The organism is Streptomyces sp. NPDC048424 (assembly GCF_040651555.1).
Lineage (GTDB): Bacteria > Actinomycetota > Actinomycetes > Streptomycetales > Streptomycetaceae > Streptomyces.
In genome coordinates, this window is record NZ_JBEZKE010000020.1 from 40,123 (window position 1) to 54,278 (window position 14,156).

The 14,156-nt window shown below is 68.9% G+C and carries 13 protein-coding genes; 9 read left to right on the forward strand and 4 right to left on the reverse strand.

The window, feature by feature from the left end:
* Nucleotides 1-18: 18 nt before the first annotated feature.
* Nucleotides 19-1,473: a hypothetical protein gene (locus AB0D29_RS25985; RefSeq protein WP_362857480.1), complete on the reverse strand. Its 1,455-nt coding sequence runs from the start codon at nt 1,471-1,473 to the stop codon at nt 19-21.
* A gap of 76 nt (nt 1,474-1,549) precedes the next feature.
* Nucleotides 1,550-1,789 (reverse strand): hypothetical protein, encoded by a 240-nt coding sequence (locus tag AB0D29_RS25990; protein ID WP_351304572.1) that lies wholly within the window; start codon nt 1,787-1,789, stop codon nt 1,550-1,552.
* Between the two features lie 130 nt (nt 1,790-1,919).
* On the opposite strand from AB0D29_RS25990, the gene AB0D29_RS25995 reads away from it, so the two are divergent.
* Entirely contained in the window at nt 1,920-2,894 is a 975-nt protein-coding gene (locus AB0D29_RS25995) for a carbohydrate kinase family protein (protein ID WP_362812298.1), read from the forward strand.
* Between the two features lie 253 nt (nt 2,895-3,147).
* On the opposite strand, the gene AB0D29_RS26000 is transcribed toward AB0D29_RS25995, so the two are convergent.
* The gene (locus tag AB0D29_RS26000; RefSeq protein WP_362857482.1) at nt 3,148-4,527 is read right to left on the reverse strand and encodes an aminotransferase class V-fold PLP-dependent enzyme; all 1,380 of its coding nucleotides are present in this window, start codon (nt 4,525-4,527) and stop codon (nt 3,148-3,150) included.
* A gap of 291 nt (nt 4,528-4,818) precedes the next feature.
* On the opposite strand from AB0D29_RS26000, the gene coxB reads away from it, so the two are divergent.
* The 4 genes from coxB (at nt 4,819) to AB0D29_RS26020 (ending at nt 9,290) form a co-directional block, all read left to right on the forward strand.
* Entirely contained in the window at nt 4,819-5,790 is a 972-nt protein-coding gene (gene coxB / locus AB0D29_RS26005; RefSeq protein ID WP_362857483.1) for a cytochrome c oxidase subunit II, read from the forward strand.
* The gene (gene ctaD, locus AB0D29_RS26010) at nt 5,787-7,520 is read left to right on the forward strand and encodes a cytochrome c oxidase subunit I (protein ID WP_351296681.1); all 1,734 of its coding nucleotides are present in this window, start codon (nt 5,787-5,789) and stop codon (nt 7,518-7,520) included. The genes coxB and ctaD overlap by 4 nt, the downstream gene beginning before the upstream one ends.
* Complete coding sequence (locus tag AB0D29_RS26015) at nt 7,517-7,915, forward strand: cytochrome c oxidase subunit 4 (protein ID WP_362857485.1); 399 nt, start codon at nt 7,517-7,519, stop codon at nt 7,913-7,915. The genes ctaD and AB0D29_RS26015 overlap by 4 nt, the downstream gene beginning before the upstream one ends.
* 127 nt (nt 7,916-8,042) lie before the next feature.
* On the forward strand, nt 8,043-9,290 hold the full coding sequence (locus tag AB0D29_RS26020) for an Ig-like domain-containing protein (RefSeq protein WP_362857487.1): 1,248 nt from the start codon (nt 8,043-8,045) through the stop codon (nt 9,288-9,290).
* Between the two features lie 53 nt (nt 9,291-9,343).
* Here the strand turns inward: AB0D29_RS26020 and AB0D29_RS26025 are convergent, their stop codons facing one another.
* On the reverse strand, nt 9,344-9,748 hold the full coding sequence (locus tag AB0D29_RS26025) for a hypothetical protein (protein ID WP_362857489.1): 405 nt from the start codon (nt 9,746-9,748) through the stop codon (nt 9,344-9,346).
* 199 nt (nt 9,749-9,947) lie between these two features.
* Between AB0D29_RS26025 and AB0D29_RS26030 the strand changes: the two genes are divergently transcribed.
* From AB0D29_RS26030 to AB0D29_RS26045, 4 genes are all read left to right on the forward strand, one after another.
* Nucleotides 9,948-10,568: a heme-copper oxidase subunit III gene (locus AB0D29_RS26030; RefSeq protein WP_179172919.1), complete on the forward strand. Its 621-nt coding sequence runs from the start codon at nt 9,948-9,950 to the stop codon at nt 10,566-10,568.
* 76 nt (nt 10,569-10,644) lie between these two features.
* Entirely contained in the window at nt 10,645-11,454 is an 810-nt protein-coding gene (locus AB0D29_RS26035; protein WP_351296691.1) for a c-type cytochrome, read from the forward strand.
* The gene (locus AB0D29_RS26040) at nt 11,451-12,509 is read left to right on the forward strand and encodes a Rieske 2Fe-2S domain-containing protein (RefSeq protein ID WP_362857491.1); all 1,059 of its coding nucleotides are present in this window, start codon (nt 11,451-11,453) and stop codon (nt 12,507-12,509) included. The genes AB0D29_RS26035 and AB0D29_RS26040 overlap by 4 nt, the downstream gene beginning before the upstream one ends.
* Nucleotides 12,506-14,131, forward strand: a complete 1,626-nt coding sequence (locus tag AB0D29_RS26045; RefSeq protein WP_362857493.1) for a ubiquinol-cytochrome c reductase cytochrome b subunit — start codon at nt 12,506-12,508, stop codon at nt 14,129-14,131. Before AB0D29_RS26040 ends, AB0D29_RS26045 begins: the two co-directional genes overlap by 4 nt.
* Nucleotides 14,132-14,156: the final 25 nt, after the last annotated feature.

Genomic DNA, 14,156 nt, shown 5'->3' on the forward strand with positions numbered 1-14,156 from the left:
TGCCTGAGGGGCTGCGGGCTATTGCCGGGGGAGCGGCTTGCCCGTGGTCGCGTCGAGCACCTTCCGGTCACCCAGCGGCTGTCGCAGCGTGGTCGTCAGGGACATCTCCTGCGCGAGCATGATGCAGGCCTGACCCGGCTTGTTCGGGGTGTCCGTGATCTTCACCAGGACCGACTCGGCCGACTCCCGCGCCTCCAGGGCGTAGGTGCTGCACACACTGCCCCAGAAGTGCACGGTGAGCTTCTGATCGGCCTGCGCGTACGAGACCCCGGGCACGGTACGACCGTCCTTCGGGGCGGGGGTGCCCTGTTCGGCGCCGGCCGGCTGGGCCACCGTGTGGGCGGGAGCGCCGCCGCGGCCCGCCACCTCGAAGAGCCAGGCCGGGACCAGGCCCCGCGCGCCGTTCACCGTGCCCGGGGCCAGCCCGAGCACCGCGCCCTGCACCGTCTCCGTCCGCGGCGGCTTCATCGGCCGCGGCTCCGGGTTGCACGGCACCGTGTCGGTGGCCCCCACCGGGGCGTCCGGCGCCAGCGGGACCGCGCTGGCGCAGCCGCTGGGGTCGGGGGCGCCGCCCCCCCGGCCGCCCGACTTCGCGTTCAGCTGTGCCAGCGCCTCCACGGCCCCGACCACCGGCTGCTCGGCCGCCCGCACGGGCGCCTTCAGCTCGCCGCTGCCGCCCACGACCGCGCCGTCGCCGGCCACGCTCACCTTCGTGGACCAGCCCTGCGTGGGCAGCCCGCCGACCACCGGATCGGCGCTCACCACCCGCACCGAACCCTGGGTGAGCCGGGCATCGAGCTTCGCCCCTTCCTGGCCCGCGGCGGCCAGTACGGGGGCCGCGGCGGCCTTGGCGGCCTCCTCGGACACCGGCTTGGCCGTCGACTCGGGCTTGCCCGCCCCCGAGACCGCTCCGTCGCCGTCCCGCGGGACGGTCGCGGGACCGCAGGTGTCCTTGCCGCGGGCGCAGTCGTCCCCGGTGCCGTTGGTCGGCGCCTGGAAGCGGGCGAAGTTCCAGGTCCCCGGGGCCGTACGGCTGACCGTGAGCCGGGGGCCGGAGCCGTCGGCGGCCTCCCCGGCCAGCCAGACGTCCCCGGCGAGCCGCGGCTCGCCCGGGATGCCGAGGGCCGCGGCGAGCCGGGCCACCTCCGCCGAGGCGACCTCGCCCGAGGCGGCGAAGGCCGGCGCGGAGGCCGGGCCCTCCGGGAGCCGCACGTCGGCCCGGTAGACCACGCCCTCGCCGGACGGATCGGGCTCACCGGGCGCGATGCCCGGACCCGGGGGATCCCCCGCGTCGCGGCGCGCGGAGGCCGCGCTGTCACCCGTACGGTGGCCCGGCCCGCCGTCGCCGTGGGCGGTGGACGCCCAGTACGCGGTGCCGCCGCCCGCGAGCAGGACGGCGGCCGCGATCGAACCGACGGCCCAGGCGGGCCGCCGTCGTGTGCCGCGTGATGTGTCGGGTTGTTCGCTGGTCACCGCAACGCTCCTTCTCCGGTCCCGCAGTGTCTGATGCGGGTGTGACGGAGCAGGGGCGAAACCGGTTCCCGTCCCCCTACTGGTCCCCGTACGCGGCGGTGGAGGCGATCAGCCGCGCCGAGGCCGGCGGGACGCTGATCCCGTGGATCTGCGAGGGCGCCACCCGGGCCGGCCGGGGGTCCGCCGGGACCGCCCAGTGCGGGGCCATCCGGGCGCAGTCGCCGAGCAGCCGGGTGAGGCCGGGCTGCCGGGGGGCTTCCGTGCCGCGCTTGTCCGCGGTGTACTCGCCGTAGCCGAAACCATCGGTATAGGTCATGAAGGCACCGTAGGCATCGGTGCTCTCGCGAAGAAAGAGCTACTAAGGGGTAGTTTCTGGGGTTCGGCCTGGGGTCGCTTACCGGGTAGTTTTGACTGTCCCCGCCGTCCTCAGCAGGAGCGTCCACGCCGTGCGCATTGCAGTCACCGGCTCCATCGCCACCGACCACCTCATGACCTTCCCCGGCCGTTTCGCCGACCAGCTGGTCGCCGACCAGCTGCACACGGTCTCCCTCTCCTTCCTCGTCGACAACCTCGACGTGCGACGGGGCGGTGTCGGCCCGAACATCTGCTTCGGCATGGGGCAGCTCGGCAGCCGCCCGATCCTGGTCGGAGCCGCCGGTTCCGACTTCGACGAGTACCGCGCCTGGCTGGACCGGCACGGCGTCGACACCGAGTCCGTCCGCATCTCCGAGGTGCTGCACACCGCGCGCTTCGTGTGCACCACGGACTCCGACCACAACCAGATCGGCTCCTTCTACACGGGCGCGATGAGCGAGGCCCGCCTGATCGAGCTGAAGTCCGTGGCCGACCGGGTCGGCGGACTGGACCTGGTCCTCATCGGCGCGGACGACCCCGAGGCGATGCTGCGCCACACGGAGGAGTGCCGGACGCGGGGGATCCCCTTCGCCGCCGACTTCTCGCAGCAGATCGCCCGGATGGACGGCGACAACATCCGCACCCTCATGGAGGGCGCGACCTTCCTCTTCTCGAACGAGTACGAGAAGGGCCTCATCGAGTCGAAGTCGGGCTGGACGGACGCGGAGATCCTCGCGAAGGTCGGCACGCGCGTGACCACGCTCGGCTCCAACGGCGTCAAGATCGAGCGGGTCGGCGAGGCCCCGATCGTGGTCGGCTGCCCGGAGGAGACCGCGAAGGTCGACCCGACGGGTGTCGGCGACGCGTTCCGCGCCGGGTTCCTGACGGGGCTGGCGTGGGGTGTGGGCCTGGAGCGGGCGGCGCAGCTGGGCTGCATGCTCGCGACGCTGGTCATCGAGACCCTCGGCACCCAGGAGTACACCCTGGCCCGGGCCCACTTCATGGAGCGCTTCACGAAGGCATACGGCGACGAAGCCGCCGCCGAAGTCCGCGCCCACCTGGCCTGACCCGTCACCTGTCCTGACCCGTCCGGCCGGCGCCGCCGCCTGGGCTCCGCCGCCTCATCCAGCCCCTCCGGCGTTTGAGTGGGGGTCCCCCCGGACGAAGTCTGGGGGAGGGTCCGGGCGGAGCCCGGTGCCCGGCGGAGCCGGGTTTCCTGGGGCTCCGCCCCAGACCCCGCTCCTCAAACGCCGGAGGGGCTGGATTTGCCGGCGACCGGGAGGCTGAAGCAACGGGGCGCGGGTCCGGGCGGAGCCCGGGTTACACCAGGCGGCGGACCGTGTAGGCGGAGCCGGCCGCGCGGGGGGTTTCGCCCACGTACTCCTGCCCCCGCATCGCGCACCACGCCGGGATGTCCAGCCGGGCCACCTCGTCGTCGGAGACGACCGTGACCGTGCCGCCCACCGGTACCCGGAAAATGGCCCGGGCCAGTTCGATCACCGGCTGCGGGCACCGCAGGCCGAGCGCGTCGAGCTCCAGGGTGTCCGCCACCGGCTGCACCGCCGGGGGGTGCGAGACGCCGAGCCGCTCCCGTACGCCCGCCACCGCACCCGGCAGCACCTCCAGGAACGCGTTGACCTCCTCTGCCGTGGTCCCCGGCGGCAGGGACACCCGTACGTTCCCCTCCGACAGCACGCCCATCGCCCGCAGTACGTGACTGGGGGTCAGCGTGGAGCTCGTGCACGAGGAGCCCGAGGAGACCGAGAAGCCCGCCCGGTCCAGCTCGTGCAGCAGGGTCTCCCCGTCGACGTACAGGCAGGAGAAGGTGACCAGGTGCGGCAGCCTCCGCTCCGCGTCGCCGACCACCTCCACGTCGGGGACCAGCCGCACCACCCGCCGCCGGATCCGGTCCACCAGGATCCGCAGCCGGGCCGCCTCCGCCTCGGCCTCGGCCCGTACGGCCCGCAGCGACGCCGCAGCCGCCACGATCGCGGGGAGGTTCGCGAAACCGGGGGAGCGCCCGGACTCCCGCTCGTCGGAAGGGTGTTGGGGGGCGAACCGGACCCCCTTGCGGACCGCCAGCAGGCCGACCCCGGGCGGCCCGCCCCACTTGTGGGCGCTCGCCGCCAGGACCGACCAGGCGCCCTCCACCGGGCCCCAGCCCAGCGACTGCGCCGCGTCCACGAGCAGCGGCACGCCGGCCGCCGCGCAGACCTCGGCCACCTCCGCCACCGGCTGGACCGTGCCCACCTCGTGATTGGCCGACTGGAGGCAGGCGAGGGCGGTCGTCGGGAGGAGCGCGTCCGCGTACCCGGCCGCGGTCACCGCGCCGTAGCGGTCCACCGGGACCTCGGTCACCGTCCCGCCGTGCGCCTCGTGCGTCGCCGCCGCGTGCAGTACAGAACTGTGTTCGACCGCCGACATGACCAGGTGGCCCCCGACGCGCCGGCGCCCAGCGAGGGCCCCCGCCACTCCCGTGTGAACCGCGTGCGTCCCCGAAGGAGTGAACACGAGCTCGTCGGCGCGGCATCCCACCGCCTCCGCCGCGGCCTCCCGCGCCGCGTCCAGCAACAGCCGGGCGCGCCTGCCCTCCCGGTACAGCCTGGCCGGATCGGCCCAGCCCTCGTCCAGGGAGGCCTGCAACGCCTGCCGGGCCACGGGGTGCAGGGGGGCGGCGGACGCGCTGTCGAAGTACGGCATCCGGCCACCGTAAGGCAAGGTGGCGGGTCCGGGAGCGTCCGAGGTCAGGGGGCGTCAGTTGTGCCCCGGAGCCCGCCATTCAGGGCCATTCGCACCGTCCCCCGGACGGCGGATCCATCCCTTCGGGGGCTGTAGCGGCGCGTTGGGCACCCTCCCCGCGCGACCCCAAATAGCGTCCAGTAGGGTTTGGTCCGCATAAACATCCAAACCCCTGCCTGCGTCAGGGCCGGCGACCGACCCGAACACGGCCGCGGCCGGCCGCGCGGGCCGAGACTCTCGGGAAGGCGCTACGTGAGTCCCTACGGCTCCGACCGCTCGCCGCGGCGCCCGATGCGGCGGAAGCTGCTGCAGGCGCTGACTGCGGGCGTGGTCCTGGCGACCGCCACTGGTTGCTCGTATACATGGAAAGACTTCCCCCGCCTCGGAATGCCGACTCCGGTAACCGAGGAGGCGCCGCGCATCCTCTCCCTGTGGCAGGGATCCTGGGCGGCCGCGCTCGTCACGGGCATCCTGGTCTGGGGCCTGATCATCTGGAGCGTCATCTTCCACCGGCGCAGCCGGACGAAGGTGGAGGTCCCCCCGCAGACCCGGTACAACATGCCCATCGAGGCGCTGTACACCGTGGTCCCGCTCATCATCGTCTCGGTGCTCTTCTACTTCACCGCGCGTGACGAGTCGAAGCTGCTCGCCCTCTCCAAGCCGGCGCACACGATCAACGTGATCGGCTTCCAGTGGAGCTGGGGCTTCAACTACATCGAGAACGTCGACGGCGACGGCGCGACCCCGAAGGCGGGCGAGGTTCCCAAGGAGCTCGCCTCGATCCCGGACCGCTTCACGGAGGCCTTCCCGGCGGGCGCCGAGGGCGTCTACGAGAAGGGCGTCCCGGGCGACAAGAACCCGCAGACGGGCAACCCGGGGCCGACCCTGGTCCTGCCCAAGGGTGAGAAGGTCCGCTTCATCCTGTCGTCCAACGACGTCATCCACTCCTTCTGGGTGGTCCCCTTCCTGTTCAAGCAGGACGTCATCCCGGGCCACACCAACGTCTTCGAGGTCACCCCGAGCCAAGAGGGCACCTTCATGGGCAAGTGCGCCGAGCTCTGCGGCGTCGACCACTCCCGGATGCTCTTCAACGTCAAGGTGGTCTCGCCGGAGAAGTACCAGGAGTACCTGAAGGAGCTGGCTGAGAAGGGCCAGACCGGCTTCCTGCCCGCCGGCATCCAGCAGACCGACCCGGCCCGGAATGCGGAAGTGAACAAACTGTGAGCATCCTCAACGAATCCCAGGGTGCCGCCGCAGCTGACTCGTACGAGAACGAGCTGCCGGTACGGCGCAAGCAGCCGGGCAACGTGGTCGTGAAGTGGCTCACCACCACCGACCACAAGACCATCGGCACGATGTACCTGCTCACGTCGTTCGTGTTCTTCATCATCGGCGGCCTGCTGGCGCTCTTCATGCGCGCCGAGCTGGCTCGTCCGGGCACGCAGATCATGTCGAACGAGCAGTTCAACCAGGCCTTCACCATGCATGGCACGATCATGCTGCTGATGTTCGCCACCCCGCTGTTCGCGGGCTTCGCGAACTGGATCATGCCGCTGCAGATCGGCGCGCCCGACGTGGCGTTCCCGCGGCTGAACATGTTCGCGTACTGGCTGTACCTCTTCGGCTCGACCATCGCGGTGGCCGGCTTCGTGACGCCGAACGGCGCCGCCGACTTCGGCTGGTTCGCCTACTCCCCGCTGTCGGACGCGGTCCGCTCGCCGGGCATCGGCGCCGACATGTGGATCATGGGTCTGGCCTTCTCGGGCTTCGGTACGATCCTCGGTTCGGTCAACTTCATCACCACGATCATCTGCATGCGCGCACCCGGCATGACGATGTTCCGCATGCCGATCTTCACCTGGAACGTGCTGCTGACCGGTGTCCTGGTCCTGCTCGCCTTCCCGGTGCTGGCCGCCGCGCTGTTCGCGCTGGAGGCCGACCGCAAGTTCGGTTCGCATGTGTTCGATGCCGCGAACGGCGGCGCATTGCTATGGCAACACCTCTTCTGGTTCTTCGGACACCCAGAGGTGTACATCATCGCGTTGCCATTCTTCGGAATCGTTTCCGAGATCATTCCGGTCTTCTCGCGCAAGCCGATGTTCGGTTACATCGGTCTGATCGCCGCGACGATCGCGATCGCCGGCCTCTCGGTGACCGTGTGGGCCCACCACATGTACGTCACCGGCGGTGTACTGCTGCCGTTCTTCTCCTTCATGACCTTCCTGATCGCGGTACCGACCGGTGTGAAGTTCTTCAACTGGATCGGCACCATGTGGAAGGGCTCGCTGTCCTTCGAGACCCCGATGCTCTGGACGATCGGCTTCCTGGTCACCTTCACCTTCGGTGGTCTGACCGGCGTCATCCTGGCCTCGCCCCCGATGGACTTCCACGTCTCCGACTCGTACTTCGTCGTCGCGCACTTCCACTACGTCGTCTTCGGCACCGTGGTCTTCGCGATGTTCGCCGGCTTCCACTTCTGGTGGCCGAAGTTCACGGGCAAGATGCTGGACGAGCGCCTCGGCAAGATCACCTTCTGGACGCTGTTCATCGGCTTCCACGGCACGTTCCTGGTGCAGCACTGGCTGGGCGCCGAGGGCATGCCGCGTCGCTACGCGGACTACCTCGCGGCCGACGGCTTCACCACGCTGAACACGATCTCAACGATCAGCTCCTTCCTGCTCGGCCTGTCCATGCTTCCGTTCATGTACAACGTCTGGAAGACGGCCAAGTACGGCAAGAAGGTCGAGGTCGACGACCCGTGGGGTTACGGCCGTTCGCTCGAGTGGGCGACCTCCTGCCCGCCGCCGCGGCACAACTTCCTCACCCTGCCGCGGATCCGCTCCGAGTCCCCGGCCTTCGACCTGCACCACCCGGAGATCGCGGCCCTCGACCACCTCGAGGACCACAGCGTCGCGGCCCAGGCCGTCACCGGTGGCAAGGAGGCCGGCAAGTGAAGATCCAGGGCAAGATGTTCCTCTGGCTCTCCTTCTTCATCCTGATCATGGCCATCGTGTATGGCGTGTGGTCGAAGGAGCCCGTCGGCACCACCGCGCTCTTCCTGGCCTTCGGCCTGAGCGTCATGATCGGCTACTACCTGGCCTTCACGGCCAAGCGCGTGGACGAGATGGCCCAGGACAACCTGGAGGCCGACGTCGCCGACGAGGCGGGCGAGCTGGGGTTCTTCTCCCCGCACAGCTGGCAGCCGCTCTCGCTGGCCGTCGGTGGCGCGCTCGCCTTCATGGGCGTCATCTTCGGCTGGTGGCTCATGTACTTCTCGGCCCCGATCATCGTGATCGGCCTGTGGGGCTGGGTGTACGAGTACTACCGCGGTGAGAACGCGAACCAGTAGGAGCACCCCGCGCGGCCGAGCCGCGCGAGCACACTTGGGGCCCGGACACCTCTTCGGAGGAGTCCGGGCCCCTCGTTTGCAGTCACCCCGCGCGCCGTAATTGTCATATCTTCATAGCGTTGGCTCCATGAAGCACTCACCGCGTCTTTGGACGGTACTCAGCTGCTCCCTGCTGGTCGCGTCCCTCGGGGCCGGCGCCACCGCATGCGGGTCCGGCGACAAGAACCCGCTGTCAGCCCGCCCGTACGACGCGGGCGATCAGGTCGCCTTCAACCAGACCAAGGGCAGTCGCCCCGTGGACCCCGACAAGCCCCTCGAAATCACCGCCAAGGCCGGTGGCGGCCGGATCACCGACGTGCTGGCCGTGGACACCCACGGCCGCCGCCTGGCGGGCGAACTGAGCGCCAAGGGCGACCGCTGGCACAGCACCGTCCCGATGGCCTCAGGAGTCCGCTACACGGTCACCGTGAGCACCGAGGACGAGCGGGGCGCCCCGGGGCAGCGCACGCTGACGTTCGACACCACCCCGTCCAAGGGGGTCCTCAAGGTCGAATTCGGCCCGGAGGAGGGCAAATACGGCGTCGGACAGCCCCTCACGGCCGAGCTCAGCGAGCCGGTCAAGGACAAGGCCGCCCGCGCGATCGTGGAACGGGGCCTGATCGTCGACGCCCCGACCGGCGTCGAGGGCGCCTGGCACTGGGTGGACGACAAGAACCTCCACTTCAGGCCCAAGGACTACTGGCCCGCCAACTCCACCGTCTCCGTACGGAGCAACCTGGAGGGCATCAGGATCACCGACGAGCTCCACGGGGTCGCGGCCAAGCCCGTGAAGCTGGAGATCGGGGACCGGGTCGAGGTCACCACCGACGCCTCCTCGCACTACCTCACGTTCCGGCGCAACGGAGAAGTGATCAACACCATCCCGGTGACCACCGGAAAGCCCGGTTTCTCCACCCGCAACGGGGTCAAGGTGGTGCTGGGCAAGCAGTACTTCGTCCAGATGCGCGGCGACACCGTGGGCATCGGCGGCAGCGAGTACTACAACCTGCCCGTCTACTACGCCACCCGCGTCACCTGGAGTGGTGAATACGTCCACGCCGCGCCGTGGTCCGTCGGCTCCCAGGGCTACGAGAACGTCAGCCACGGGTGCACCGGCATGAGCACCGGCAACGCCGCCTGGTTCTACGAGAACATCACCGAGGGCGACATCGTCAAGGTGATCAACAGCATCGGCGACGACATGGACATCTTCGGCAACGGCTTCGGCGACTGGAACATGGACTGGAAGGACTGGCGCCAGGGCAGCGCGCTGCTCAAGGGCACCGAGGAAGGCCGCAACCCGATGGACCAGGCCCGCCTGCGGCCCACCGTCTGACGGGAAGCGCCTGTGCGGGCCCACGGATCACCCGTGGGCCCGCAGGCGCACCCTCAGGCGGCCGAGGAGGAGAGGCGGGTGCGCAGCACGCCCGCCAGGGCGTCCGCGAACTCCACCGGGTCCACCGGAAGGGTCACTGCGGCGTCCGCGCGGCTCCACGTGGCCAGCCAGGCGTCCTGGGGGCGCCCCATCAGCAGCAGCACCGGCGGACACCGGAAGATCTCGTCCTTGATCTGCCGGCACACCCCCATGCCCCCTGCCGGAACCGCCTCGCCGTCGAGCACGCACGCGTCGATGCCGCCCGCGTCCAGCTGCGTCAGCACCGCCGGCAGCGTCGCGCACTCCACGAACTCCACCGGCGGCAGGTCCGCGGCGGGCCGGCGTCCGGCCGCCAGCCGCACCTGCTCCCGGGTGCCCGCGTCGTCGCTGTAGACCAGAACCCGCGCAGTCGCCCGCATTTCGTTCCTCCACGTGTCCCGTGAATCACGTTGATGTTGCGCGGGATGCTACTCCTCCCGATGCGCTGTCAACATCGGTTCGGACATGTGCACGGGACATCCCACCGGGGCGATCTGATGGGCCGTTCGGGCCTTGCACACACCCCTGACACTCCGAACGGCACCCCCCGGGGTGAGGGCGGGATAAGCGACCGACATAATGTCGGTCGTGGCGACAGCAACGACAGTAGATACCGGGCACGCGCACCCGACGGTCAACCGGCCGAACCTCGTCAGCGTCGGAACCATCATCTGGTTGAGTTCCGAGCTGATGTTCTTCGCGGCCCTCTTCGCGATGTACTTCACCCTGCGATCCGTGACGGGTACCGAGTACTGGACAGAGCAGGCTTCGGCCTTGAATCTGCCCTTCTCGGCGACGAACACGACGATCCTGGTGCTTTCCTCGCTCACCTGCCAGCTCGGCGTATTCGCCGCCGAGCGCGGTGACGTGAAGAAGCTCCGGACGTGGTTCATCATCACGTTCGTCATGGGTGCGATCTTCATTGGCGGCCAGGTGTTCGAGTACACCGAGCTGGTCAAGCACGAGGGCATGAGCCTCTCGTCCGGTCCGTACGGCTCGGTCTTCTACCTGACCACCGGCTTCCACGGTCTGCACGTGACGGGCGGCCTCATCGCCTTCCTGCTGGTCCTCGGCCGGACGTACGCGGCCAAGAGGTTCACCCACGAACAGGCCACGTCGGCCATCGTCGTGTCCTACTACTGGCACTTCGTCGATGTCGTCTGGATCGGCCTCTTCGCCACGATCTACCTGATCAAGTAGCGAACACGTCACCGGGCCCGACCCGGCACTCCATCCAGACACACCGACGCAGAAGATCCTGACACCGGGGTAATCCGTGAAAAAGCTCTCCGCACGACGACGCCATCCGCTGGCGGCGGTCGTCGTTCTACTCCTCGCGCTGGCGGCCACTGGGGGGCTGTACGCCGCCTTTGCTCCCGCGGGCAAGGCGCAGGCCGATGAAACCGCCCAGTCCCTCGCCATCGAGGAGGGCAAGAAGCTCTACGCCGTGGGTTGCGCAAGCTGCCACGGAACCGGCGGTCAGGGTTCCTCTGACGGCCCGAGCCTGGTCGGCGTCGGCTCCGCGGCCGTCGACTTCCAGGTGAGCACGGGCCGCATGCCCGCCCAGCAGCCCGGCGCCCAGGTGCCGAAGAAGCCCGTCATCTACACCCAGGCGCAGATCGACCAGCTGGCGGCGTACGTCGCGTCCCTCGGCGCCGGTCCGATCACGCCGACCGCAAAGCAGTACGACCCGGCAGGTGCCGACATCGCCAGGGGTGGTGAGCTGTTCCGCAACAACTGCGCGCAGTGCCACAACTTCACCGGTGAGGGCGGCGCGCTGACGAACGGGAAGTACGCCCCCAACCTTGAGGGCGTCGACCCGAAGCACGTCTACGAGGCCATGCTGACCGGCCCGCAGAACATGCCCTCCTTCCCGGACCAGACCATGCCGGAGCAGCAGAAGAAGGACATCATCGCGTACCTCCAGAACGTGAACGGTGAGAAGTCGACCAGCCCCGGTGGTCTCAAGCTCGGTGGCCTCGGCCCCGTCTCCGAGGGTCTGTTCGGCTGGATCTTCGCTCTGGGTGCGCTGATCGCTGTCGCCGTCTGGGTCGCGGCCCACACCGCTAAGGCCAAGAAGTCATGAGTAGCCAAGAGATTCCCGAAGAGAAGCACCTGCCGAGCGAGCAGGGCGACGCGCACCACGGTGCCGTAGCGGTCGCGGACGACCCGTTCGCCGACCCGGGCCTGCCGGTCCACAAGCCCCGCATCCAGGACATCGACGAGCGGGCGGCGAAGCGCTCCGAGCGCACCGTCGCGATGCTGTTCACGCTGTCCATGCTGGCGACGATCGGCTTCATCGCGTCCTACGTGATCTTCCCGGTCGACAAGATCGTCTACATCTTCCCCATCGGGAAGGTCAGCGCGCTCAACTTCGCCCTGGGCATGACGCTGGGCACGGCCCTCTTCTGCATCGGCGCGGGCGCGGTCCACTGGGCCCGCACCCTGATGTCCGACGTCGAGGTCGCCGCCGAGCGCCACGAGATCGCCGCTCCGCCGGAGGTCAAGGCGCAGGTCCTGCAGGACTTCCGCGACGGCGCGAACGAGTCCGGCATCGGCCGTCGCCCCCTGATCCGCAACACGATGCTCGGTGCGCTGGCGATGCTGCCGCTCTCCGCCGTCATGATCATGCGCGACCTGGGCCCGCTGCCCGAGGAGAAGCTGCGCAAGACCGTGTGGGCCAAGGGCAAGCTGCTCATCAACGACAACACGAACGAGCCGCTGCGTCCCGAGGACGTGCTCGTCGGGTCGCTGACCTTCGTCAGGCCGGAAGGCCTGGAGGAGGAGCAGCACGACTTCCAGGTCCAGATCGCCAAGGCCGCCCTGATGATCGTCCGCATCCAGCCGGAGGACATCAAGGACAAGCAGGAGCTGGAGTGGTCCCACGACGGGATCGTGGCCTACTCCAAGATCTGCACCCACGTCGGCTGCCCGATCAGCCTGTACGAGCAGCAGACGCACCACGTGCTCTGCCCGTGCCACCAGTCCACCTTCGACCTCTCCGACGGCGCCCGTGTCATCTTCGGCCCGGCCGGTCACGCGCTTCCGCAGCTGCGGATCGGCGTGAATGACGAAGGCTTCCTCGAAGCGCTCGGCGACTTCGAAGAGCCCGTCGGTCCTGCATTCTGGGAGCGCGGATGAGCACCAGCGACAACAACGAGCGCAAAGCGCCGGCCGGCGAGCGCGTAGCCGACTGGGCGGACGGCCGCCTGGGCATCTACGGCCTGGCCAAGGCCAACATGCGCAAGATCTTCCCGGACCACTGGTCCTTCATGCTCGGTGAGATCTGCCTCTACAGCTTCATCATCATCATCCTCACGGGTGTGTACCTGACGCTGTTCTTCCACCCGAGCATGAACGAGGTCGTGTACCACGGCTCGTACGTGCCGATGCAGGGCGTCATGATGTCCGAGGCCTTCGCCTCGACGCTGGACATCAGCTTCGACGTCCGCGGTGGCCTGCTGATCCGTCAGATCCACCACTGGGCGGCGCTGATCTTCGTCGCGGCCATGGTCGTGCACATGATGCGCGTCTTCTTCACCGGCGCGTTCCGCAAGCCGCGTGAGGTCAACTGGATCTTCGGCTTCCTGCTGCTGGTCCTCGGCATGTTCACCGGCTTCACCGGTTACTCGCTGCCGGACGACCTGCTCTCGGGTACCGGTGTCCGCTTCATGCAGGGCGCCATCCTGTCCGTCCCGGTCGTCGGCACGTACCTGTCGATGTTCCTGTTCGGCGGGGAGTTCCCGGGCGGCGACTTCGTCGCGCGGTTCTACTCGGTGCACATCCTGCTGCTGCCCGGCATCATGATGGGCCTGCTCGTGGCCCACCTGATCCTGGTCTTCTACCACAAGCACACCCAGTTCGCGGGTCCCGGCAAGACGAACAACAACGTCGTCGGCATGCCGCTGCTGCCGGTCTACATGGCCAAGGCCGGAGGCTTCTTCTTCCTGGTCTTCGGTGTCATCGCGGCCGTCGCGGCCATCGCCTCGATCAACCCGATCTGGGCGCTCGGCCCGTACCGCCCGGACCACGTGTCCACCGGTGCGCAGCCCGACTGGTACATGGGTATGCCGGAAGGCCTGATCCGTGCCATGCCCGGCTGGGAGATCAACCTGTGGGGCCACACGCTCGTCCTGGGCGTGTTCATCCCGCTGCTGCTCTTCCCGCTGGTGCTGGGTGCGATCGCCGTCTGGCCGTTCATCGAGTCCTGGGTCACCGGGGACAAGCGCGAGCACCACATCCTGGACCGCCCGCGCAACGTCCCGACCCGTACGGCCTTCGGTGTCGCCTGGATCGCGGAGTACATCGTGCTCCTCATCGGCGGCGGCAACGACATGTTCGCCCAGTACTTCCACCTGTCGATCAACTCGATCACCTGGTTCGTCCGGATCGGCTTCTTCGTCGTCCCGGTCGTCGCCTTCATCGTCACCAAGCGGATCTGCCTCGGCCTCCAGCGCCGGGACCACGACAAGGTGCTGCACGGTCGCGAGACCGGCATCATCAAGCGTCTGCCGCACGGTGAGTTCGTCGAGGTCCACGAGCCGCTCCCGGCGGGTCAGCTGCACAAGCTCACCGCGCACGAGCAGTACAAGCCGATCGAGATCGGCCCGACGGTCGACGAGAACGGTGTCGAGCGCAAGGTGAAGGCCACGGAGAAGCTCCGCGCGAAGCTCAGCAAGGGCTTCTACGCCGAGAACAACCAGATTCCGAAGCCCACGGTGGAGGAGTACAAGGAGATCCAGGCCGGCCACGGCCACCACTGATCCCCTGCACGACCGTATGAGGGAC